Annotated in this window: 20 protein-coding genes; all 20 read right to left on the bottom strand. The window is 47.7% G+C overall.

The features are described from left to right. Window positions 1-96: 96 nt before the first annotated feature. Window positions 97-942 (bottom strand): sugar phosphate isomerase/epimerase family protein, encoded by an 846-nt coding sequence (locus ACFVQB_RS29480; RefSeq protein ID WP_379447828.1) that lies wholly within the window; start codon window positions 940-942, stop codon window positions 97-99. Window positions 943-978: 36 nt separating this feature from the next. After that, window positions 979-1,731, bottom strand: coding sequence for a 2-dehydro-3-deoxy-D-gluconate 5-dehydrogenase KduD (gene kduD / locus ACFVQB_RS29485; protein ID WP_053779016.1), 753 nt, complete (start codon window positions 1,729-1,731; stop codon window positions 979-981). Between the two features lie 82 nt (window positions 1,732-1,813). Next, window positions 1,814-2,572: a DeoR/GlpR family DNA-binding transcription regulator gene (locus ACFVQB_RS29490; protein WP_167434846.1), complete on the bottom strand. Its 759-nt coding sequence runs from the start codon at window positions 2,570-2,572 to the stop codon at window positions 1,814-1,816. A 37-nt stretch (window positions 2,573-2,609) separates the two neighbouring features. After that, window positions 2,610-3,449 (bottom strand): 5-dehydro-4-deoxy-D-glucuronate isomerase, encoded by an 840-nt coding sequence (gene kduI, locus ACFVQB_RS29495; protein ID WP_379447834.1) that lies wholly within the window; start codon window positions 3,447-3,449, stop codon window positions 2,610-2,612. Window positions 3,450-3,632: 183 nt separating this feature from the next. Next, window positions 3,633-4,616 carry a zinc-dependent alcohol dehydrogenase family protein gene (locus ACFVQB_RS29500; RefSeq protein ID WP_379447837.1) on the bottom strand — a complete coding sequence of 328 codons (984 nt, stop codon included), beginning with the start codon at window positions 4,614-4,616 and terminating at the stop codon, window positions 3,633-3,635. A gap of 305 nt (window positions 4,617-4,921) precedes the next feature. Beyond that, window positions 4,922-6,565, bottom strand: a complete 1,644-nt coding sequence (locus ACFVQB_RS29505; protein WP_379447840.1) for a glycoside hydrolase family 13 protein — start codon at window positions 6,563-6,565, stop codon at window positions 4,922-4,924. A gap of 21 nt (window positions 6,566-6,586) precedes the next feature. Continuing rightward, window positions 6,587-7,276 carry a beta-phosphoglucomutase gene (gene pgmB, locus ACFVQB_RS29510; protein WP_379447842.1) on the bottom strand — a complete coding sequence of 230 codons (690 nt, stop codon included), beginning with the start codon at window positions 7,274-7,276 and terminating at the stop codon, window positions 6,587-6,589. Window positions 7,277-7,295: 19 nt separating this feature from the next. Continuing rightward, window positions 7,296-9,497, bottom strand: coding sequence for an alpha-L-rhamnosidase-related protein (locus tag ACFVQB_RS29515; RefSeq protein ID WP_379447845.1), 2,202 nt, complete (start codon window positions 9,495-9,497; stop codon window positions 7,296-7,298). A gap of 56 nt (window positions 9,498-9,553) precedes the next feature. Further along, on the bottom strand, window positions 9,554-10,399 hold the full coding sequence (locus tag ACFVQB_RS29520) for a carbohydrate ABC transporter permease (RefSeq protein ID WP_483874968.1): 846 nt from the start codon (window positions 10,397-10,399) through the stop codon (window positions 9,554-9,556). An 11-nt stretch (window positions 10,400-10,410) separates the two neighbouring features. Further along, a complete protein-coding gene (locus tag ACFVQB_RS29525) occupies window positions 10,411-11,307 on the bottom strand; it encodes a carbohydrate ABC transporter permease (RefSeq protein WP_053780124.1) in 897 nt (298 codons plus the stop codon). A 61-nt stretch (window positions 11,308-11,368) separates the two neighbouring features. After that, the gene (locus ACFVQB_RS29530; protein WP_379447848.1) at window positions 11,369-12,655 is read right to left on the bottom strand and encodes an ABC transporter substrate-binding protein; all 1,287 of its coding nucleotides are present in this window, start codon (window positions 12,653-12,655) and stop codon (window positions 11,369-11,371) included. Window positions 12,656-12,682: 27 nt separating this feature from the next. Then, window positions 12,683-15,013, bottom strand: coding sequence for a glycoside hydrolase family 65 protein (locus ACFVQB_RS29535; RefSeq protein ID WP_379447850.1), 2,331 nt, complete (start codon window positions 15,011-15,013; stop codon window positions 12,683-12,685). Window positions 15,014-15,168: 155 nt separating this feature from the next. Next, the gene (locus tag ACFVQB_RS29540) at window positions 15,169-16,185 is read right to left on the bottom strand and encodes a LacI family DNA-binding transcriptional regulator (protein ID WP_379447852.1); all 1,017 of its coding nucleotides are present in this window, start codon (window positions 16,183-16,185) and stop codon (window positions 15,169-15,171) included. A gap of 216 nt (window positions 16,186-16,401) precedes the next feature. After that, complete coding sequence (gene cyoD, locus ACFVQB_RS29545; RefSeq protein WP_379447854.1) at window positions 16,402-16,731, bottom strand: cytochrome o ubiquinol oxidase subunit IV; 330 nt, start codon at window positions 16,729-16,731, stop codon at window positions 16,402-16,404. After that, window positions 16,732-17,352 (bottom strand): cytochrome o ubiquinol oxidase subunit III, encoded by a 621-nt coding sequence (gene cyoC, locus ACFVQB_RS29550; protein ID WP_379447857.1) that lies wholly within the window; start codon window positions 17,350-17,352, stop codon window positions 16,732-16,734. Further along, window positions 17,352-19,322 carry a cbb3-type cytochrome c oxidase subunit I gene (locus ACFVQB_RS29555; RefSeq protein ID WP_379447860.1) on the bottom strand — a complete coding sequence of 657 codons (1,971 nt, stop codon included), beginning with the start codon at window positions 19,320-19,322 and terminating at the stop codon, window positions 17,352-17,354. Before ACFVQB_RS29555 ends, cyoC begins: the two co-directional genes overlap by 1 nt. A gap of 21 nt (window positions 19,323-19,343) precedes the next feature. Beyond that, a complete protein-coding gene (cyoA, locus tag ACFVQB_RS29560; RefSeq protein ID WP_379447863.1) occupies window positions 19,344-20,309 on the bottom strand; it encodes a ubiquinol oxidase subunit II in 966 nt (321 codons plus the stop codon). Window positions 20,310-20,627: 318 nt separating this feature from the next. Then, on the bottom strand, window positions 20,628-20,891 hold the full coding sequence (locus ACFVQB_RS29565) for a hypothetical protein (RefSeq protein ID WP_091000449.1): 264 nt from the start codon (window positions 20,889-20,891) through the stop codon (window positions 20,628-20,630). Window positions 20,892-21,289: 398 nt separating this feature from the next. Continuing rightward, on the bottom strand, window positions 21,290-22,636 hold the full coding sequence (locus ACFVQB_RS29570; RefSeq protein WP_379447871.1) for a GH1 family beta-glucosidase: 1,347 nt from the start codon (window positions 22,634-22,636) through the stop codon (window positions 21,290-21,292). 16 nt (window positions 22,637-22,652) lie between these two features. Beyond that, window positions 22,653-25,034 carry a glycoside hydrolase family 95 protein gene (locus tag ACFVQB_RS29575; RefSeq protein WP_379447874.1) on the bottom strand — a complete coding sequence of 794 codons (2,382 nt, stop codon included), beginning with the start codon at window positions 25,032-25,034 and terminating at the stop codon, window positions 22,653-22,655. Window positions 25,035-25,134: the final 100 nt, after the last annotated feature.

Here is a 25,134-nt window from a genome sequence, read left to right on the forward strand (position 1 = left end):
TTCGACTGATACAACAAAAAAACCTTTGCTCTCGCAAAGGTTTTCCGGATTCTTTCAACTATCACCTGCTGAACTTCTGCGCGACTTTTATACCGTCTATACCCGAACTCCACTCCATATCTCACGTAAATGCTTGGCCGCCGGGACAGCTTCTTCCGCCGTTACCCCTTCTAGTGAAATATCGATGTGTGGTTTATAGGTCTTCAATAGTTCAAAAAATAACGGATAATCCAGGATGCCCTCACCCGGCACCGGATTGAACTTCTCACCCTGCGCATTGAAAGCCACATCTTTGGCATGAATGACGATGATGCGCTGATACAGCGTTTCCATCACTTCACGCAGAAATGCAGACTGGTCAGCCACATGCGGTTGTTTGATCAGATTACAAGGATCGAACAGCATGCCCAGATTGGATGAAGGAATTTCTTCAAACAGGCGGATCATATGCTCACGCGTATGAAGTGTATGGGTAGACACAGGCTCAATCGCCGCATGAACGCCCCACTTTTCCGCCTCTTCCGCCAGTTCCTCTAACGTTTCCCGCAGCACCGTCCAAGCCTTTTCTTCATATCCGTCCGGATGAGAGCCGCGATACGTATCCAAGCCCCCGGTCTCCGTTGCCACCATGCTGCAACCGAAATCCCGGGCATAACGCAGATGTTCCTTGAACCGATCAATGTCTGCACGACGGGCCACAGGATCAGGATCAATCGGGTTGATGTAGCAGCCCAGTACCGCAATCTTGACTCCGCGCTGTGCAAATTGATCTCCGATCTCGTTCGCCAGTCCAGGGCTCAGCTTGCCATTGGCTGAGTCCACATCCGACAAAGCTTTGGCTAATGCCAGCTGTACCGAATTGAATCCGTTATCCGCGATGGTCTGTGCAAGCTGTGCTGTAGGCTGTTTGCCAAATGTATGCGCAAGAATACCAAGTTTCATGTCACTGCCTCCTTTGCAATCGGATCGCTGACAGGGTTAACGAGCCATCCAGCCCCCATCCACATTCAGTACGTGACCATTCAAATAATCCGAAGCCGCCGATGCAAGGAATACCACCGGGCCTTTTAGATCCTCAGGTGTTCCCCAGCGTCCAGCCGGAATCCGTGCCGTGATGTCACGGTACCGATTTTCATCGGCGCGAATCTGAGTCGTATTGTCTGTTTCCATATAGCCTGGTGCAATCCCGTTGATCTGAACACCTTTACCTGCCCATTCATTCGCAAGTGCTTTCGTTAAACCGGCTACCCCATGTTTACTGGCCGTATATCCCGGTACGTTAATTCCACCCTGATAGGACAACATGGAGGCAATGTTAATGATCTTGCCACTTCCTCGTTCAATCATATGTCTGCCAGCCAACTGGCTCAGGAAAAATACCGTATTCAGGTTAAGACCTATGACATCATGCCAGTCCTGTTGACCGTGATCAGCTGCAGGTGTACGACGAATAATTCCCGCATTGTTGACCAGAATATCAATTCTCCCTTGAAAGGCTAATGCCTTTTCAAACACCCCGGTCAATTCGTCCTCACGGCTCAAATCAGCTTCAATCACATACGCTTTGCGTCCGAGAGCCTCAATGGCACGCGCTGTTTCCGATGGATTGGAGTAAGACACCAGCACAACATCCGCCCCGGCTTCAGCAAGGCCAATCGCCATTCCTTGCCCCAGTCCTCCTGATGTACCAGTGACAAGTGCAACTTGTCCGCTTAAATCAAATGGGTTCATGAATGATTCCTCCGCATGGTTATTGGGTTGCAAACCTTGTTCTTCAGCCTCGGCAGTCACGTAACCACTGTAGAACTGAAGGTCAGCTCTGATAATCCACTTCGATGCCATTTTGCCTGTACAGGGCTGCTGTCTCCTCATCCAGGCGACTGTCGCTGATGATGCAGTCCAGCTCCGAACAGTGTGCAAAGGTCCGAAGGGCAAATTGCCCGAATTTATAATGATCCACGACGCCATAGACCTGCTGAGAGGCAGAGATCATTGCTTTTTTCAGTGGTACCAGATCTCCTGTATATATGGAAAGTCCAAATTCCGGATGAAGTGCCGTCGTTGAGATAAATGCTTTGTGAATGTTGAGACCCGAAATGAAGGCCGCCGTATCGTCTCCCACCAGCATATTACGGACTCTTGCTCCGCCTGGCACAACCAGTCGCACCTGCTCCTTTTTGGTCAACTCAGCAATGATGAACAAATCATTGGTAACCACGGTAATGGGCTGATTGTCCATGCGCTTCGCCATCTCCAACGTGGTGCTTCCGCCGTCCAGCGCAACAATATCTCCTGGTCGGATATACGCAAGGGCTCGCTCGGCAATCTCCGTTTTTTCCGAATGATGCTTTTCCGTAGCCCCGCGACTTGTGAGGATGCCGTACTGGTCGTTCTGAGCCAGCATCGCACCCCCATGGACACGTACGAGTAATCCCATGCCTTCCAGCTTATCGAGATCCTCCCGTACGGTCTTGCCCGTCACCTGCAGCAGTTCACTCAGATCACTGACGGTGACTTCCTGCCGTTCCAGCAGAGCCTCCATAATTTTTTCATGTCTTTTCAATGGATTCATCACAGATCAACTTCCTGTTTCTTTGGAATTTACGCGCCTATTTCAGGTCCTTCATCGCCACGCCGTCCATATCCTCGAACGTCTGGTTTTCACCAGCCATTGCCCAGCAGAAGGTATAGCTGCTCGTACCAACACCACTGTGGATGGACCAGCTTGGAGAGATGATGGCCTGACGGTCACGTACAACCAGATGCCGTGTTTCGTTTGGCTCGCCCATCATATGAAATACGACGCCATCTTCCGGCAGGTTGAAATACAAGTATACTTCGGAACGGCGATTGTGGGTATGTGCAGGCATGGTATTCCACATGTTGCCCTTGTCGAGTTCCGTAATGCCCATCACCAGCTGACAGCTCTGAATTCCTCCTTCTCCCTGGTGGATATAACGATATATCGTACGTTCATTGGAGCTTTCGATGCTGCCGAGATGGTTCGGCTGAGCCTGCTCCTGGGTTGCCTTTTGCGTAGGATAAGTATGGTGCGCTGGTGTGGATACAAAATAAAACTGAGCCGGCTGGTCGTTGCCGCTGTTCTTGAATACAACTTCTTTTACACCTCTGCCGATATACAGGCACTCTTTCGCACCAATCTCGTATCCCTGACCGTCAGCTGTCACGGTTCCATGGCCTCCAACATTAATGATACCGATTTCACGACGCTCCAGGAAAAAGTTCGTTCCGATATCCTTCAGATTCACTTCAAGTGCGATATCCTTGCTCTGAGGTATAGCCGTTCCTACAATATAACGATCCACATGGGAATATACCGTCACCAATTCATCTGTCGCAAACAGCTGCTCCATCAGGAATTCCTCACGCAGACGGGATGTATCATAGTTTTTCACTTCATTTGGGTGTGCAGCATAACGGTTTTGCATTATTAATCCATTCCTTTCGTTAGTCAGATAATGTTCATATAAGTTCATTTTAGTTCATTATGTATCTTTTGTGTACCTTTTTTTATAAAAAAAAGGCTAACCAGTATTTATTGGCTAACCTCATAATACGAACAGCATCCTATACTTAATAATATATTTAATATTTTTACAATTGATTACGTATTAACTTAATAGAAGAACCTTTCCCTCGATGCTCGATTCAGCGGTTGCAATGGCCTGTTTCACATTTGTAAGCTCATACGTCGCCCCAATGTTGGCCATCAATAGCTGTCCTTTCCGAACTAGCTCAATCACTTCATTGAATACCTGTTCCCATCGTTCTTGCGAACATCGTTCTACCCAATGCTTCAGCCAAAAGAGTTTAACGTTAACTTGTGTTCCACGAGTCATCTCATGCCATAACGGTGAGATACCTGAGAGCAGTCCGACGCTTATTACCGTGCCATGCGGCCTTATACAACTCACGAGTTGCTCTCCATCTGCCCCTCCGATGCAGTCGACGGCCGCATTAGCGCCACGCCCCTCCGTTAATTCTGCAATTCTCTCCTGTAGCAACTCTTCCATCGTATTCACGACAGAAACTGCCCCAAGGCGATATAACTCAGCAGTATGGCGATCATTTCTTGTGAGCGCAATCATACGAAATCCCAGAATCTTCGATAATTGTGCAAAGATTCGCCCAATCGCGGAACCACCGGCATTGACAATCAAGGTATCGCCGTACGTAAGATGAAGTATATCCGTACAAATCAGCCAAGCTGTTATCGGGTTAATGTAAATCTGACTTGCCGATTGATCATTAATATCATCAGGCACAACGATCGCGTGTCGATCCAAAGTTCTCACCATCTCTTGCCACGTGTTTTCTCCTTTCAGAGGCAGGACGCGCCGACCCAACATTTGATTGGATACTCCCGGTCCTACTGCCTCCACTACCCCCACTCCCTCGAACCCAGGTACGGCTGGCAATGCCGTCCGATGCGGATATGCGCCTCGGACAGGAATGACATCTGAGGGATTAATAGGCCGAGCGCACATCCTCACCGCTAATTCACCGGGGCCAGGGGGCACTAACTCCTTCTCCTCTATGCACAGCACTTCGTTCGGCTCGCCGAAACGATAATAACGTATAACCTTGGTCTTCATATTGCATCTCCTAAAATCATTTTTCTTAGATGAAAATATAAATATAGTATGTAATAAAATAGATAATAAGCAACGTTGTTTATCCAAAAACAGGGTTTGATTTGAAAGAGAATTCCCTTTTAGTAAAAACTACCCTAACACAATTCAAAAGGAGATCTCTAAAGAAAAGATTATCCCATTTACCAATTTAGTGTAAACACAATTGGTTACTTTATAAAAATATAACACTAGTGTCCCCAGTGTTGGGATAAATCAAAGAACCTGACGGGAAAATCCCCGCCAGGTTCTGGTGAACTTGCGATGTATTATAAGGAGTAAATGAGCGCCTCATAAGGACGCAAACGAAGGGTGCCTTCTCTAACCTCATCCGAGGTTGACCGATCCAGATTGCCAATGACCAAGCGGGCATTCGAGGCTCGATCAGCAAATGAAGCAGGCAGACGATAGGACTGCTCCCGGTCCGAATGATTGAGAATGACAAGCCATGTCTCTCCATCCAGACTGCGGCTATATGCATATACATGCTCATCCCCTGCCGATTGGTCACGATAATCTCCATAGACCATAACCGCGTGCGTTTTACGCAGGGCAATCAACTGCTGATAATATGCAAATACGGAGTCCTGCGCGGCCAAATCCCGCTCCACATTAATCTCTTCATAGTTGGGATTCACCTGCATCCACGGCTGCCCTTCGGTAAACCCGGCGTATTTGCGGCTGTCCCACTGCATTGGTGTGCGGGAATTATCCCGGCTCAGCGGCTGAAGACTGTGGAGGACTTCATCTGGCGCACGGCCTTTACTGATTTCTTCCTTATATTTATTCTTCATTGCAATATCGTGATATTCATCAATGGAAGAGAACCGGACACCCGTCATGCCAATCTCCTCTCCCTGGAATACATACGGTGTTCCCGGAAGGGTATGAATCATGGTCGCCAGTTGTTTGGCCGATTCCACACGGTATTGACCATCATTGCCGTACCTCGAAACCTGTCGGGTGTGATCGTGATTGTTCAGGAACTGGGAGTTCCAACCTTCATGGCGGAATGCTTCATACCAGCTCTCCTGAATTTCCTTGTACCGTGCCAAATCCCAAGTAGGCATGTCATCCGCCACCTGGAAATGGAATAACGTATGCAGCTCTTTCCGGTTATCCCCCACATACAGAAGGCCATCCTCTGGTGTGACAAACGGAATTTCTCCTACAGTCATGATGTCATAATGCTGGAGAACCTCCCGATTCATTTCCTGCAAATATTCATGAATGCCCGGATTATTACCCAGATAATCAATATGCTCCGGGTGATCCGCATCCGGGAAACCTTCCAGCTTGGCGAGCAGATTAATAACATCCATGCGGAAGCCGTCAATGCCCTGATCCAGCCAGAAACGCATCATCCGATAAATCTCCTGACGCAGTTCAGCATTTTCCCAATTCAGATCAGGCTGCTCCTTGGCAAAGGAATGGAAATAATACTCTCCCGTCCGCTCGTCGTAGGTCCACGTCGACGGTTCAAAATAGGAGCGCCAGTTGTTCGGCAGGCCATCCTGTTTCCCCGGCTTCCATATATACCAGTCGCGTTTCGGATTATCGACAGATGAACGAGATTCTTCAAACCATACATGCTGCTCTGATGTATGATTGACCACCAGATCCATAATGAGCTTCATGCCCAGTGCATGGACCTTGTCCAGCAATTGCCTGAACTGCTCCATCGTTCCGGCTTTCGCCATGATGCGGTAATAATCCGCTATGTCATATCCGTTATCTTTATCCGGCGATTCATAAATGGGATTAAGCCAGATGACATCTATCCCCAGACTTTTGATATAGTCGAGCTTGAGCATCAAGCCCTCCAAATCCCCGATGCCGTCCCCATTCGCATCCAGGAAGCTCCGCCAGTAGACCTGATATACCACGGCTTCTTTCCACCATGCCCGGTTCATGCTGCATCTCCCCTTTTCCGCTTAATGGCTATGCTCCTGCAACGTACGCTCCAGGAATGACAGCGTGAGCTGTTTCGTATCCTTCAGCACCACGTCCGCACCGGAACCTTTAAGTACAGCTTCTTCACCAATACCAACGGCGATCATGCCTGCGGATTTGATGGCCTCAATACCCGCCTGCGCATCCTCGATGCCGATGCAGGCCTCAACGTCAGCACCCACTTCTTCCGCTCCTCGCAGGAACAGATCTGGTGCAGGTTTGCCGTGCGGTACGGAATCTGGATGTACCACATAGCGGAACAGCGAGTCCAACTCCAGCGCCTTCAGAATTTGAGGGGCATTTTTGCTGGCCGAGGCGATCACCGCAGGAATGCCGGAAGCTTGCAGCTCAAGCAGCAATTCCCGAATTCCAGGGTATGTGTGCTCCGGTGTCAGCGAGTCCAGCAACGAGACATAATGTTCGTTTTTACGCTGTGCGAATTCTTCCTTTTCCTCAACCGAAAATACATCTTCCTTGCCACCCAGACGTAAAATGCGAGCCAGCGACTCCCCGCGGCTAATGCCCTTTAACTGCTCGTTGAACTCCCGATCAAACGGAATATCCAGCGATTCCCCCAGCCTTTTCCACGCTACATAATGGTACTCCGCCGTGTCAGTAATGACACCATCCAAATCAAAAATAACGGCTTGAAGTGCTCCGTTCCCTTTCATCTTTCCGTTCCTCCCCATGTCATTGCTCTAGTTGCCATTCAATTCGTTTCTCGTTGCTTTCCCGTCTCTCGCCCTTCCAGTCCAGAACGACCGTCCAGCCCGATGTATTGGAAATGCTCGCAATTCGTTTGCCCTCACGGGATTCAAAATGAATATCGAACTCCGCATCGCCTACCATCAGATGCTCCAGACTGCATGTTTTGTGGTCCCATGCCTGCGGCATATTAGGTGATAAAGTTAAACGGCGATGCTGTGCTTCCGGTTGAACGCCGAAGAAATGTCGTACGACTGGTACAGCCAGTGCATAGATCGTCCACGCCTGCACTACACAGCCGTAGTCCGGGGACATCTCCGAGAATGAACCCGGCAGTACACGTGAGAAGCTTTTCCCCATCCGGCGCAGTAAATCCAGCGCGTGATCCGGATGCCCGTACGCCGCTTCGGCAACCGCATGCGCTCCGGTAGAGATCGTCATCGTGCCCTGTTGATACATGGCAGCAAGATACGTACCGTATTCACCGATGAAGTCGCGATTTCGCATCGCTTCCAGAGCACGCTGTGCTTTGTCCTGATCGGCAATTCCTGCTTCCATTGGAGTGACAATGACCCAGTTTTTGTTTAACAGCCAACCGCGGTCTTTCTGATTCTCACCTGCATCGGCAAGCAATCCTTCCACGTACTCCCGGTAGTCTGTGATCCCTTGCTTTTCAGCGAGAGATACCATGTAATCCACCTTGGGCACAATATCGGAAATAGGTGCAACGGCATCCGCATAGAGGCTGTCTTTTTCAGACCAATACACATCATTCACCGCACGTACCGCTTGCTCAGCCAGTTTTTGATATGTCTGATGCCGCTTCGTTTCACCCAAATAGAGACTCATGTGCTCCAGCGCCTGAATAGCCTTCGCAGTATATACGGCACTATCAATCAGTTCCATATTCAATCCGGCAATCTCAATGATGCCGTAACCCGAAGGGAACAGGTCTCCGTCCGGGTCCATCTCACCCAGCAGCCAGTCGATTCCCTGAATACAGTAGTCATAATGCTCGCGCAGAAGTGCATCGTCTCCGGTCCACAGGAACATTTCCCATACAAAGGCGATATAATGTGCCGTTTCCTGCGTGTTGCCCCGATTAGACACCGCTCCCAATGTGGTCACTTCATGCACAAAACGTCCATTCCCGTTCGCTTCCTTGGATTTCGCCAGCAACAAATTCAACGTATCCCGCACCAGCTGATGGTCTCCTGTAGCAAGCACACCCTGAAGTGCATACGTGCTGTCACAGCCGAACCACCACGGATACGTGGGTCCGCCTGCCGTCAATCCGCGACCAATTCCATCCACTTGCTGCACCAGCCACTGATTATTGCGCTTCACCCAGGCAAATTGCTCGTTCAGCTCATCTTCGCCTTCAATGGTCAGCACTGCGCGCTGATCCAACTTGTCGTAGAGCTGCTGCTTCTGCTCTTTCAAGCTGACGTAGTCACGTTCGATGACTGCATAAGTCTGCTCACAGGCTTCACGTGACGACTCCGAACCGGCAACAAATAACCGGAAGCGGAACACATCCTTCTCCTCCAGCGTGCATTCGGTTACAAAAGAAATGCCTGTGCCCTTGCCTGCTGTCAGTTCTGGTCCGTAAATCTCAGGTCCAACGGTCATTTCCGTTCCAGGCAGGTCACTTCCAATCATGGCATACCAGTCTTGGGCATCATCTTTTACGATGACCTTGCGCGAAGAAATGGCTTCTGCCGTTTCACCCGCTCCTGGGATAATTCCGATTTCATCGGAATACCACACTGGACGGAGATCGGTCCGTGACAGCAGCTCCAGCTTGAGCCGGGTTGTTCCTTTGCCGTAAGCGCCGATCTCATATTCTGCGACCATGCCTTTTTCATAATCGGGGGCAAACTGACTGCGTTCAATGGATACCGGAATGTGGCTTAATCCGTGATCATAATCGAACCGGCTCCCGCCCCAGGATTCGCTTGTGAATCCGTCTGCCCTTGCCCATACCGCAATGTTGCGATCCAGATCGGTCACCTTCAGCCAGAAGCCGTCCAGCAGCTTGATCGGATGCAGCCATACACCGCCCATTTCGTTAGCCATATGATGCCCAAAATCGGGAAAGTATCCGTCCTGGGTACCGCAAATCTTTACATATTCACCTGCGTTATAATACAAATTAAAAGGATGTCTGCTTGTTAATGTGGCCATGGTAGTCCTCCTCTGCGGTTTGGCTCACCGCTCATCTCTTCTATTAATACGGACGATTAGCCCTTGATTGCAGAAGAAATGGAAATGCCTTCAATAAAGTATTTTTGTGCAACAAAGAATACAAGGAGTGGCGGAAGCATAATCAGCATCGTTGCAGCCATTAACATGTTCCATTCTACGTTATACAGCCCTTTGAACATGGACAATCCAAGAGCCAGCGTATACTTCTCACTGGAATTCAGATAAATGAGCGGTCCCTGGAAGTCATTCCATACGCCCATAAAGGTAAAGATCGATACAGCAATCAGTGGCGGCATGGACAGCGGCAGCATGATTTTAGTGAAAATCTGCATTTTATTTGCTCCATCCACAAAAGCGGACTCATCAAGATCACGCGGAATGCCGCGCATGAACTGGCGGATCAGGAAGATGTTAAACGCTCCGCCACCGAAGAATGCAGGGATAATGAGTGGTAAAAATGTATCAACCCAGCCGATTTCCTTGAACATGATGAACATCGGGATCATCGTTACCTGCGAAGGCAGCATCATCGTCGCCAATAGCACCAGGAACAACGTGCGTTTGCCGCGGAAGTTAAACCGGGCGAAACCATACGCACATAGGGCAGACGAGAATACGGTACCGACTAATACCGGAATCAGAATAATCAGCGTATTTTTCAAAAATGTAAAAAACGGGATGGCCAGAACGGCATTTTTATAGTTAGACCACATCCATACAGCCGGGAAAAAATCATCTTTGAACACCTCGGCAGGTGTTTTAAGAGACGTTGCAAACGTCCATAACAGCGGGATCAGCACGACGGCCGCACCAGCGAGAAGCATAAGCATAGAAAATAGTTTCGAGTAGACCGGTTTCCGTTTCGTTGCTTGATTCATCATTTGTCCTCCTCTCAATCCTTTTCGTTATCGCCCTGGTAATAGACCCACATCGAAGAACTGCGGATGACCAGCAACGTAAACGCCAGAATGATGATGAACAATACCCAGGAGAGTGCCGAAGCATAACCCATTTCAAAATCGGTAAAAGCTTTATTGTACAGATACAAGTTATAGAACAAGGTCGAGTTAAGCGGTCCCCCGTTGGTCATAACAAATGCTTGTGTGAAATACTGGAATCCGCCGATGATACCCATAATAACGTTGAAGAACACCGTTGGGGAAATCATAGGTAATGTAATGTTGAAAAACCGTTGAAACGGTCCCGCTCCATCCAGATTGGCAGCTTCATACAGCTCTTCGGGAACTCCCTGCAAGCCGGACAAATAAATGATGATCGTGTTGCCGACGCCCCACAACCCCATGACAATCAGTGCGCCCAGCGCATAGCTCGGATCTTGAAGCCAAGCTGGCCCCTGTACGCCGAAAAAGGCAAGTGCCCGGTTCAGAATGCCGTATTCCGGATTGAAAATCATAATCCACATCATTGATGCCGCTACAGCCGGAATGACGGATGGCATGAAATAGATCAATCGGAAAAATTTCATGCCTCTGTTCCGCATATTCAGCAGCAAGGCGATAAGCAGTGATGCCACTTGATACAGTGGTACAGATACCAGAGCGAAGATAAAGGTAACTTTCAACGATTGATAGAACAACTCATCATGAAACATCGTTTTGAAGTTATCCAGACCGACCCATTCAATCGATTGTACGCCGGTAATAATATCCCATTTGCTAAAAGCCAGCAGCAGGGAGAATAACATTGGACCAATGGTAAAGAGCAACAAACCTATAAGCCAGGGCAATATGAACCAATACCCGGCGCGCTCGGATTTAGAATTACGCATAGCACAGCCTCCTTGATGAAGAGGGTGAATCAGCATGGCCGCCGACTCACCCGCATGGTTTTTACTTGATTTTGCTGTCAACGTTCTTCGCAGCTTCATCCAGAGCGCCTTTGACATCCTGTTTGCCAAGCAGCACTTTTTCCAGCGCCTTGGTGAATTCTTCAACAAACACAGGTCCGTTTGTAGAACGCATGGTTACCGGTTTTTTAGCATAATCCATCATTTCGATGACCGGTTTGTCTGCTACTTCTTTGGCTTTGACTTCGTCCAGTTCTTTCACAGTCGCTGGCAGTACTTTACCGTTCGCAGAGCGAAGCTTCTGTGCATCTGTGCCCGAGAGCCATTTTACCAGTTCGTAAGCTGCTTCTTTATTTTTACCGGCTGCGTTGATCGCCCAACCCGCACTTGCGATGATGCTTGAACGAGTACCGTCCGTATTTTGTGGAATCAGTGCAGAACCATATTGAACATCGGATTTGTCGAGATCACCTTTGATCCAACGACCTGTAATCATCATGGCGAGCTTGTCTGTCATGAACATCGATGAATCTCCGCCAAGCGTTTCAGAATCCAGTGGCGTCGGGGATACACGGCTATCTCCTTGAGACCAGGAAACGTATTTATCCATTGCTGCGATTGTTTTTTCACTGTTCATGTAGCCTTCCGCAGCTGTTCCATCCTCATTCGCGATGTCTGTACCGTAATCCCACAGGTACGTATAGATCGGATATTCCCATTTGCCTGCGTTGAATCCGAATTGAGTATATTTATTGCCATCTTTTTTAGTCAGTTTTTGTGCAGTTGCAATCATGTCATCCCAAGTCCATTCATCTGTTGGATAAGGGATTCCAGCTTCGTCAAACATGCGTTTGTTGTACCACAGAGCAAGTGGGTTGAAATCTTTAGGCAAGTAGTATTGTTTGCCTTCGATTTTCATATTTTCAATAAGATCCTTTTGGAAAATATCGAGATTAAACGATGTATCTTTGCTCAAATAATCGTCAAGTGGCTCAATTACACCTTTATCAACGTATTTGTAGTAGTCGCCTTCACCAACCAGGAATACGTCTGGTGCCTGACCTGCTGCCAGGGATGTGGTGAGTTTTGTTCCATAACCTTCACTTGGAATAGGCTCAAACTTCACTTCGATTTCCGGGTGTGCAGCATTGAACTCTTCCGCAAGCTTCACTTCATCCGCACCGGAGTTGACATCTCCCCATACGGAGAAGGTGAGTTTTACCTTTTCTCCTTTTCCGCCTTCCGCATTGTTGCTTCCACCTGAAGAACACGCAGATAACACTAATACCAAAATCAGCATCATGACCAAACTTGCGGACCCTTTTTTCATTTAAATGACCTCCCACATGGATTTATATTAAACCAAGGTTTGAAACCGTTTGCTGAAAGTAACTTGCTGACCGGACAGAAGGAGAGAAATTTCTTCCTCTGCATCACTCTCGATTAGAATACCCTCGGACGTGATTGTGATATGCAACAGCTGGTTTTGCCAGTAGAGCGGGAATTTCAGACTGCTCCAGGACTCAGGCAGCTTCGGATCGAGATGGAGCTGGCCATCCAACATGCGAACTCCGGCAAATCCCATCACAACACATTCCCATATTCCGCCCAAAGAAGCTGAATGGATGCCTGCATCCGAAGAGTGCATATGCGGCCCCAGATCAATCTCGGACGCCCGGCGGAACAGATCATATGCGAGCGGACGATCACCGAAGTCACTGGCAAGAATACTATGTGTCGACAGGGACAATGAGGAATCATGCAATGTTTTTTCCTCATAGTAATCGTAGTTGGCACGTTTGATAGCGGGTTCAAATTTATTCTCAAGCAGGAAGAACAGCATCATGATGTCAGCCTGCTTCGAAATTTGCATTTCACCAACCTGATCCAGGTTGTAGTCATTGAAGATGCTGGCCACTTTGGTCTGATTTTTATAAGGGGTAAGATCAATGACTTTCTTCTGCAAGTAGGTATCATCTTGTGGAATAAGTCCTTGTTCATTGGGCCCTGGCAGATACATTTGATCCAGCTTGTTCCACGCTTCCCGAGCGGATGTCAGGTTAAGCTTCGCAGACAATGCTTTGAGCAACTCAGGTTTCTCCTGCTGTAGCTTTTCATAATATTGAATGGCCAGCTCCATATTGAAGTGAGCCATATGATTGGTGAATGCATTGTTGTCCACATGTTCCTTATACTCATCCGGTCCAACAACCTCATTGATGTGGTAGCGCCCCTTGGCCTCATCCCACTCCAGACGGCTGGCCCAGAACGTTGCTGTATCAAAAATGATCTCGTAGCCATATTGATTCATGAACGCCTCATCGCCTGTAGACTGGACGTAATGCCAAACAGCATAAGCGATGTCAGAGGTAATATGCTGTTCAATGAAGCCGGACCAGATCTTCGTCTGTTCTCCGGTTACGATATCTACATCTCCCCATACCGGTGTAACTTCGCCATCTTCGATCCAGGCTGCTTCCCACGGATACATGGCTCCTTCGAACCCGTTCTCCTTGGCCTTGCTTCGAGCTCCATCCAACCCCTGATATCGATATTCCAGCAAGGATCTTGCGATCTTGGGATTGCTGTAGATGAAGAATGGAAGGATGAAGATTTCCGTATCCCAAAAGGAATGTCCCTTGTACCCTTCACCACTCAACCCTTTCGCCCCGATGCCCATGCGATTATCATGCGCAGGTGTCATAATGACGAGGTGATAGATGGCGAAACGGATGGCAAGCTGGTCATATCCGCTTGTGCTGTCCACTTCAATGTTGTACGTGGACCAGGTTTCCGCCCAAGCGTTAGCGCTTTCACGAAATAGCTGATCATACCCTTTTTGCGACTCTTGCTTCAGTTCCGTCAGCGCCGATTCACGCATTTGCTCCAGTGAATATCCACCTTTGTTGTAAACCAGATCGCGGCTGGTATGCACATTCGAGATTTTCTCCAGTGTTACCGATTGTCCGGCTTCCACAGTCACTGTGCCTTCAATGCCTACCTTGCGGCGTCCCATCGTTTGACGCAATTCCGGCTCAACCTTTGCACCATTCAGCTGCCAGTGGTGCACCGTATTGGTTACAAAATCAACAGCCGATTGTGTCGTCGTTGACGTCATTTGAATATAAGTCTTTTCAAATATCCGTTTTTCGCCTTCCGTGAAATGCTGTGCACCCGAGTTCGTCCATTGTCCATTAATACCGGATGCAATGTGAACACGCGCCTGACCATCCAGTGGCTTGATGCTTACAGATGAACCAACCAGATGACGATTATTCAAGGAAACAAAGCGACGGAATTGAAGTTCAAAGCTTTCTCCTGTCGGGCTCTGCCATACCACGTTACGGGTCAGCTCACCGTTCTTGAGATTCAGTTGACGACTGTAGCTGATCGTTCTTCCTTTTTCCAAACTGAAGGTTTCCCCATTCAGGGTGATTGAAAGTTCCGTTACATCCGCTGCATTAGGGAGTTCTGTTACTTCATGCTCGTCAAACTTATTGAAGGTTCCGGCTACGAACCAGTTCCGTACCTGTCCAACATAATTCTCGTCCGTTGCCGAGCGAAGTCCCATGTAGCCGTTCCCAAGTGAGAGCACAGCTTCGCCTTTCCCTTGATGAGCCGGATCAAACCCGGTTTCAGTTACCAGCCAGTTACTCCATTCTCCTTGTCCTGCATCGTATTTCAGCAATGTGTATTCCCCCTATGTCTATCTTATGTTGTATCCGAAACGTTTTGGATTTGAGTTAAAATAATACCGAAACGTTTCGGATTTAATAAAACATTTCGGTGCTCTCTTCATCTCATTCATTTTGCAATCCCTCGCGAACCGTATTCTCAGCTATCTCAGCGACCTGGTTTGGCTGTCGAGGATCTCAAAACCAATTCATTTTGCAAAATATTAAATTTGGGGCTGTCTTCCGATCTCAGCATGCCCATCAGCAGGTTTGCAGCTTCATGTCCCAACTGATACATGTTCTGTCCGATGGTGGTGAGTGGTGGTTGAAAATAGGCAGCAGTTGGAATGTCGTCAAATCCCACTATAGATAATTCATTCGGTATAGAGATGTCTAGTTCATTCGCAGCCTTCATTACACCCAGAGCCATCATGTCACTTGCACAAAAGATTGCGGTAATTTCCGGATATGTCTTCAACAATTCAGAAGCTTGTTGCTGCGCTTCCTCTTCCGTGAAATTCCCGTTTACGATCCATTCAGGCTTCGAGCTCAATCCTGCATTGTGCATTGCATCGGAATATCCTTCATAGCGCTCCTTGGAAACAAAAGCCTCCGGGTAACCGTTTACCATGGCAATCTGCTGATGACCCAAACCAATAAGGTGCTCTACAGCAGTCTGTGCACTTTGTTTGTGATTCGTTGATACAAAACCAACATACTCACTGTGAATGGGTATATCAATCAATACACAGGGAATGTCACTATCCAATACTTCTTGCAAATACGGATCATCCGTCTTCACACCCTGAAGAATGACACCATCCACTTTTCGTTCCCTGCACAACTGTGTGTACGTTTTCATCTTTTGCTTCGCTGTATTCGTGCTGAACAAAATCAGATCATAATCCGAATTGGCGGCGCTGTCATTAATACCGCAAAGCACCTCGAATACAAAGTTGTTATCGATGTTTTTGTACGTCATGCCTGATACGAGCAACCCCAGTGTTTTGGTTTCCTTCATGACCAGGCCTCTCGCTAGACCATTTGGACTATAGTTCAGGGTTTCGGCGGCTTCTTTAATCAGTTTGCGCGTACTATCGCTGACGTCCGAGTACCCATTCAGAGCTCTGGATACGGTCGTAATCGAAAATCCCGTCATTTGTGATATGTCTTTGATTGTAGCCAATTGCTTTCCTCCAAAACGTTTCGGATTACTTATATTTCTGAGTATACGGATTCGAGAAGAAAAATCAAGAACTTTTTTCGACAATATTTTCGCCTCTTCGGAACTCATCTATCCCTTTCCTTATTCTATCCGCATTCCGTTCAATCAAATAGGTAAAAAAAAGATCTCCCGACCTTTTAATAAAGTCAGGAGATCCCTTAAGCTATTGCATAAAACTTAATGTGCAACTGCATTGTTCAACATGATCCAGATTGAACCAATCACGATGGTCAACATCATCAACAGACCAAAAATCAGAGCCATTACATTCCAGCGTGGCTTCTCCGTTTCACGGATATGCATGAAGAAGAAAAGTTGAACCACAAACTGAAATGCTGCTGTTACCAAGACAACAGCTACTGTTCCTGTTCTGCCCATCATGTCATTCAGAACCACCACAAGTGGGATGATTGTGAGGACGATGGACAGAATGAAGCCGATGACATAGGACTTGAGTGAACCATGCTGCTCATGGCCATGGGATTCATGTGAGTTATGTTCTGCCATCTACATCACCCCCATCAGATAGACGATCGACAGAAGGAAAATCCAGACGACGTCCAAGAAGTGCCAATACAAGCTGATTACGTTGATTTTACCTCGAGTTACATCGGTAATTCCACGTTTTTTCAGTTGCAGCATCAAACCGATCATCCAGATCAGACCGAGCGATACGTGGAGTCCGTGAGTACCAACAAGGGTGAAGAATGCGCCGGAAGCAGCACTAGTCGTATAACTGAATCCTTCGTGAATCAACTCAATAAACTCCGTTACTTCCAGGGCGATAAAGCCCGCACCCAGAACAGCTGTAACTGCCAGCCAGCTGATCAATTGCTTCACCTTGCCCTGATTCATGGCAAGAACCGCAAGTCCACTTGTAAATGAACTTGTCAGCAAGATAAATGTCTCGGCAATAACGCCAGGCATTTTGATTAACTCAGACAATACAGGTCCGCCCGCCGTATTGTCACGCAACACAATAAAGGTTGCGAACAATACGGAGAACAGGATAACGTCGGAAATCAGGAAGAACCAGAATCCGAGTACTTTCAATTCTTGTGGATCATGATGGCTATGGTCATGACCATGTGCATGATTTTCACCGTGCTTAGCGGCTGCTTGAGCCATTATACCGACCCCCTTAACGACGCTTCGGTACGCTTAATTTCGTCGACCGGAATGTAATAATCCGTATCGTATGAGAATGAACGGGCGATCATGCAGATCCCTACGCCGGCGAGTCCAAGAATCGCCATCCATAGCCATCCGAATACAAAGCCGAAACCAGCGATAAACCAGAAGATCGACATGATGAACGGAATCGCGGAATTTTTAGGCATATGAATCGGCTCAAGCGGCTGTTCTGGTGGATAGATGCCTTTGGCACGACGTTCTTTCTCTTCCCACCACTCATCAATATCATCTCCGCGCGGTGTAATGGCGAAGTTATATTCAGGAGCTGGTGAAGGAATCGACCACTCGAGCGTACGTCCACCCCATGGATCAGCCGAAGCTTTGAGTGATTTGTATTTCCGAATACCGTCTGCAATTTGTGCAACCTGGAATAGGAATCCGACACCCATCAGGAATGCCCCGATTGTGGATACGAAGTTCAGCTCCCACCAGCCGGTATCCCAGCCGTAAGTGCTCAGACGACGTGTCATACCCATCAAACCGACAGCATACTGCGGCATGAAGCAGACATAAAAACCAATATTCCAAGTCCAGAATGCCCATTTGCCCAGTTTCTCTTCGAGTTGGAAACCGAACATTTTAGGCCACCAGTAGTACAGACCTGCGAAGTATCCGAATACTACGCCACCGATCAATACTTGGTGGAAGTGGGCAATCAGGAAGTAACTGTTGTGGAACTGGAAGTCAGCAGGAGCTACGGATAACATAACCCCCGTCATCCCCCCGACAATAAAGCACGGGATAAAGGCTAATGTCCACATCATCGGGGTCGCCATTCGTATCCTTCCCCGATACATCGTAAACAGCCAGTTAAAGATCTTAACCCCTGTTGGAATGGCTATCAACATCGTGGTTACGGCGAAGAATGCATTAACGTCCGCTCCCGAACCCATCGTGAAGAAGTGATGCGCCCATGTAAAGAAGGACAGGAAGCTAATGATCAGCATCGCAAATACCATCGATTTGTAACCAAACAGTTTTTTCCTCGAGAAGGTACTTACAATCTCGGAGAATACACCGAATGCCGGCAAGACTACAATGTATACCTCAGGGTGACCCCACATCCAGATCAAGTTGATATACATCATCGGATTACCGCCCAGATCAAGCGTGAAGAAATGCGCCCCGGCAAACCTGTCGAGGAAGAGCAGTGCAAGTGTCACGGTCAAGATCGGGAATGCAAACAGAATGATAATACAAGTGGAGAATACCGACCATGTAAACATCGGCATTTTCATCCATTTCATGCCTGGCGCACGCATTTTAATGATGGTAACCAGGAAGTTGATACCGGTAGCCAGGGAACCGATACCCGAAATCTGAATACCCCATATATAGAAGTTTTGTCCCACCCCCGGGCTATGCGATAGCTCCGATAAAGGCGGATAACTGAGCCAGCCTGCGTCCGGTGAACCACCGATAACGAAGGACAGGTTAAACAGCATTGCTCCCAGGAAAAATAACCAGAAGCTTAGTGCATTCAGGAACGGGAACGCAACGTCCCTTGCTCCTATTTGAAGCGGTACAATAACGTTAAACAAACCGAACATAAATGGCATCGCCATGAAAAGGATCATGATTGTACCATGAGTCGTAAAGACCTGATTATAATGCTCGGGATGCAAGAAATCCATGTTAGGCATAGCTAGCTGAAGACGCATCATCAGTGCATCCACACCACCACGGAATAGCATGATTATGGAAGCAATGATATACATAATACCGATCTTTTTGTGATCGACGGTAGTTAACCAGTTACGCCAGAGCCAGCCCCATTTTTTGAAATAAGTCAGCACCGCTACGATGGTAATCATCGTAATTCCGATCGCCACATCCGCACCATAAATCAGCGGATCACCGGTTACGAAAAATTCCGATGCAAACTCCTTAAGTCTCTCTAACATTGGGGGCCTCCTTTCAAATCTTTAGTTAGCACTCTTGACCACGTCGTGCGTAGTACTTTCTTTGGCGCCAGAAGCTTCATCCGAGCTTCCGCCGTGTTTGCTGTGAGCACCTTGACCGTCAATAACGTACTTGGTCACGATGTCCTGGAACAAACCTTCTGGGAAAGAAGAATAATAAGCAACATTACTTGTTCCCGGTTCCGCCAGCGTGTTGTACGTTTCTTGTGTCAGTGGCTGGGATTGCTGCTTCACTTCATTCACCCATTTATCGAAGTCTTCCTCCGATGTAGCATTCACATCAAAACGCATTTGGGCGAAGTGTTCCCCCGTAAAGTTGGCACCTGAACCCCAATATTGACCTTCATGATCAGCTTGCAAGTACAAGGTCATCGCCATACCCGACATTGTATAAATTTGTCCACCAAGTTGCGGAATCCAGAACGAGTTCATCGGTGAATCCGCGGTGAGCTCAAATTTTACGGGCCGGTCTGCCGGGATATTCAACGTGTTGACCGTTGCAATACCTTGCTCCGGATACATAAACAGCCATTTCCAATCCAGTGAAGACACTTGAATGGTCACCGGGGCTTTCTCAGAAGCCAGTGGCTTCGAAGGTTCCAGATCATAGGTGTAGCGAATCGTTACAACCGCAAGCAACCCAATAATAATAATCGGAATGGTCCACCAGATAGCCTCCGCTTTGGTGCTGTGAGCCCAGTTAGGCTCATATGCAGCTTTATTGTCCGGTTTGTCGCGGTAACGCCATACAATTACAGCAGACAAAATCAATACAGGCACAATAACAATTGCACAAAGAATTGTCGAAATGACAATCAAATCTCTCTGCGAAGAGCCGATGGGCCCCTTCGGATCCAGAACAACGTACTGCCCGCCTGCCAGCATTGGCCAGACAATCAATGCAATTGTAACCAACGTCAGGACAACCGGAATGATTATCCGAATTAGCGACCTAGGTTTCTTGTTCATCTTGATCCCCTCTCCTTAAATTCGCTCATACTGAAAAAACAGTATACTACTCTCTTCCTTCTAAAGATATCAGAAATGAGCAACTTTTTTGTTCATGTTAACAAATTTGTCGATTTTGCACCTTAAATGTGTGAATTTTTTCTCACAAATCACTTGCATACTTGATATTTCCTCATTGTAATCTTTACACTTCAAGTCACAAAATAAAACCCTTTGCAGTCCCGTTGAACAGTATCAACGAATCCGCAAAGGGCTTTATTGACTGGGATTCCGGGTGCTCATCCAGTCTTTATTATGAACGAATTAACGCAAGATTATTTAATCGGCGCCTTCGTCTTCCCGGCGTGTATGAACAAGTCCAATCGATTTGGCAATTACGTAAATAAATACACTACCCACCAAGAAACCGATACCCACCATTAATCCGAGGTTACGATCATTAAAATCATTCAGGTTAATCAGGCACATGATTACTCCCGTAATGAGGGCAATCCAAGCCAGAACTGTCATCGTTAACACTGCACGCCGCATATTTTTATCTTTGCGCTCCAATTGGCTTACCATTGCTGTCTTCGATGCCATAGTAAACACTTCCTTTTCCCTTTTTGTAAGTGCTTTCCTTATACCAATATACCACATCAGTATGATTTTTAGTCAACAAATGTTCAAATTTCTTTCGCAATTTGGACACTTTATTTGTAATTTAACTGTTGACAAGAACCAATTCACTTCTTCTTACTTCTTATAACCCAAAAACGCTCTCCTCATAACATGAAACAGCCTTGACCTTATGAAACCTTCATGAACATGTGAGTCCTGGCTGAAAATAAAACAATAAAAAAGACGGTGCTTCGGATTACCGAACCACCGTCTTTATTCTGATTAAACACGTATGTCCCTGCACTTAACAATTGAACTAACGTTATTACTTATTTATGTCAGGTTCAGAGCACTTCTTCCTGAAACATTGAAATTAAAGCCTAAATTCGTGTTTCCAACCAATTATTTTTGATCACATTCTGATACCAGTAAAAGCTTTCTTTAGGTGTTCTGACCAACGACCGGTAATCCACATGCACAAGACCAAAGCGCATACGGTATCCTTCCGCCCATTCAAAGTTATCCATCAGAGACCAAGCCATGTAGCCTTTCAGGTTAATCCCGTCATTGATAATCCGATGAATTTGGGCCAAATGCTGCTCATAGTATGCAATCCGGCGATCATCATTGATTTTGCCGTTTTGCAAATCATCATTGATGCAAGCACCATTTTCTGTGATATAGACATCCACATTTCCGTATTTTTGCAAATAATGCATGAACTCATACAGTCCGCGTGATTCCACAGGCCAGCCAATATCGGTCTTGGTAAGTCCCATATCGACCTCTTCGGATTGCAATGCACCCGCCTCTGGATTGAAACGATTGATGCCCATCGTGTAATAGTTGATGCCCAGCAGGTCAATAGGTTGCGAGATGATCTCCATATCGCCTTCCTGAATTGGCACTGTAGCACCTGCTTTTTCAAACCAGTCAACCAGAAATTGTGGATAAGCTCCTTTGTAGATCGGGTCTAGGAACCAATCCGTATTCAGAGCAATCGCCCGATCACAGGCTGCCTGATCTTCTGGAGATTTGCTGTAAGGCTCAGCCCAGCATACATTGGGTGCAATACCAATCTGTCCTGTTGTACCCAAGCGACGGAACGATTGAACGGCTTTACCGTGAGCAACCAGCAGTCCGTGAGCAACATTAATGGATGTTTGCAGGTCCTTATTTCCTGGCGCATGAATACCAAGCAGGTTGGACAGAAACGCAATACACCATGGTTCATTGAAAGTCAGCCAGAAATTAATTTTACCGGAAAACTCCTTGAAGATGACTTCAGCATATTTTACAAATGCATCCACCGTCCTGCGATTGCCCCAACCTCCGATATCCTCCAACGTCTGAGGCAGGTCCCAATGATACAGCGTACAGAAAGGTTCGATTCCCGCTTCAAGCAACTTATCCACGAATCGATGATAGAAGTCTAAGCCTTCCCGATTGATCTCGCCATCTCCATCAGGAATAATACGCGGCCAGGCGATGGAGAATCGGTAGGTGTTGATCCCAAGCTTTTTCATCAGCTCGATGTCTTCTTCGTAACGATGGTAACTGTCACATGCTACATCACCATTATCTCCATTGAATACTTTGCCGGGCGTACGGGCAAACGTATCCCAGATGGATACCCCGCGTCCGCCTTCCTGCGCTGCACCTTCGATTTGATAGGAAGCTGTTGCTGTTCCCCAGCGGAAATCTAGTGGAAATTTAAAAATCGTCATTGTCTACTCCTCCGTCTCATGATGACACGCGGATCGTCTGTCCTGCGGTCATGGTTAAAATAACTACATAATCACCCTGAGTTGTAAGCTGCGCCTGAGCCTGGTCGTTTCCTTCCAAACGCAGTGGATATGCGCTCCGAATGGTTATCGAGCCATCGTGATCAGCCTTAATATCGGCGCTTGAGAGCCTGCCGTCTATCCACTCGATTGCCACCGTATATGCACCTCGTGCCCGAAGCCCTTTCACACTGCCACTTGCCCAGTACTCAGGCAGCGCTGGAAGCAGATGTAATTCGCCCAAATGGCTTTGTAACAACATTTCGGCAATCCCCGCAGTGCCACCGAAGTTGCCATCGATCTGGAACGGCGGATGATCATCGAACAGATTGGGATGGGTGGATCGAGCCAGCAGCGTACGGACAAACTGATGTGCCAGCTTGCTATCCAGCAGCCTCGCATACAGATTAATCAACCAGGCACAGCTCCAGCCTGTATGCCCGCCACCTTGTGAGATGCGACGTTCCAGTGACACTCGTGCTGCTTCCACCAGTTCAGGCGTATCCAGTCGGTTGATCTGCTCCCCCGGATACAGACCATACAGATGAGAGACGTGACGATGCCCAGGTTCGGATTCGGCAAAATCCTTAAACCATTCCTGCAGCTGCCCCTCGCTTCCGATTCGGAATGGATAGAGCTTGCTACGCGCCTCGCCCCACTCATTCGCCAGCTCCTGATCCACATCCAGCCGCTTCGTTGCTTCAATACACCGATCGAACAATTCACGAATCAATGTCATATCCATCGTCGAAGCCATGGAGATGCTGCGAGCTTCACCTTCCTGGGTGAGGAACTTGTTCTCTGGAGAGGTTGATGGAGCGGTAACCAGATATCCGTCAGGTCCCTCCACCAGCCAGTCCAGACAGAAGAGTGCCGCTTCCTTCATGATTGGATACGCGCGTTCCGCAAGGAATTGCTGATCACGGGTAAACAGATAATGCTCCCATAGGTGTGAAGTCAGCCACACACCGCCCATCGGCCAGAACGCCCAACTTGCGTCTCCGCCTGTAGGCGTGGATGTCCTCCAGATATCTACATTATGATGGGCTGTCCAGCCGCGCGCTCCGTACAAAATGCGTGCCGTCCTTCTCCCGGTATCGCTTAGATCCTCCAACAAGCCAAACAGCGGCTCATGGCATTCACTCAGGTTGCATACTTCTGCCGGCCAGTAATTCATCTCGGTATTGATATTAATCGTGTAATCACTGTGCCAAGGTGGCTCCACCTGATGATTCCAGATTCCCTGCAGATTGGCTGGCTGGCTTCCTTTGCGCGAACTACCCATTAACAGATATCTGCCATATTGAAAATAGAGCGCCTCCAGGCCGGGATCATTGGCTCCAGCCTGGTAAGCTTGCAGCCGCTCATCGGTAGGTAATGCTTCATTCGCTGATGCGCCGAGATCAATAGACACTCTTGAAAACAAAGCCTCATGATCCATCACATGTCGCTCCCGAAGTGCCTTCATGCCATGAGCCATCGCTTTAGTGATTACCTGCCTGCACTCCTGGTCCAGAAGCACACCATCTTTAACAGGCGCCACATCATAGCCTTCAAAGGCGGTCGCCGCTGCCAGATAAAAAATAACCTGGTCAGCTCCCTGAATATGAAGTCTCCCGTCCATAACCGCTACTTCGGCATTCTTCCCCGTCGCAGTTGCGACCAATTGCACAGCATAAGCCGTTCCCCGATCTTCTTCGTAGATGACAGACTCTGGATGATCCCTGAAATAATTCGATTCAACATGACTCGGACAGCGACTGAACAAAGTAAGTGCATCACCCGAAGCCTCAACGTTATATGGATGTGGACTATCCAACGTAACACTGACGTTTACAGCTCCATCACGATCAGCAGTGATGGTACAGACCATGAGATCATCCGGTGCACTGGCATATACTTCACGCACATAACGTGTGCCTTCATATGAATACTTCGTCGTTGTAATCCCGGTGTGGAGATTAAGCTCCCGCTCAAATTCATCGTACGGGATCCCATCCAGTTCAGCGTGCTGCAACTTAAAGTGACCCATCGGCTGATAAGCTTCCACATCACGTCCCAGCATTTCGCGGTTCAGCAATTCTTCAGCTTCGCTATATTGCCCGGACATGATCAGTTCACGGGTCTGCTTTAGGTACCGCTGACTGCTGTACTGAATGGTGTCACGTGGAAATCCGGACCACAATGTATCTTCATTTAGCTGGATTTGTTCATCCGCTGCTCCGCCGTACACCATACCGCCAAGGCGACCATTGCCGATAGGCAACGCCTCTTCCCAGCGAGTAGCGGGCTGACGATACCACAGACGGTGTTCTTTTGTTTTTTCATTAAATGAGGACATAGATAACTCCTGTTCCTGAATCAGCAATTTTTCAATTATTACTAAAACGTTTTCGAAACAACTAAATAAACAATAAAAATACTGATTTCTCTTGGCCGAA

The organism is Paenibacillus sp. NPDC057886 (genome assembly GCF_042796655.1).
GTDB lineage: Bacteria > Bacillota > Bacilli > Paenibacillales > Paenibacillaceae > Paenibacillus.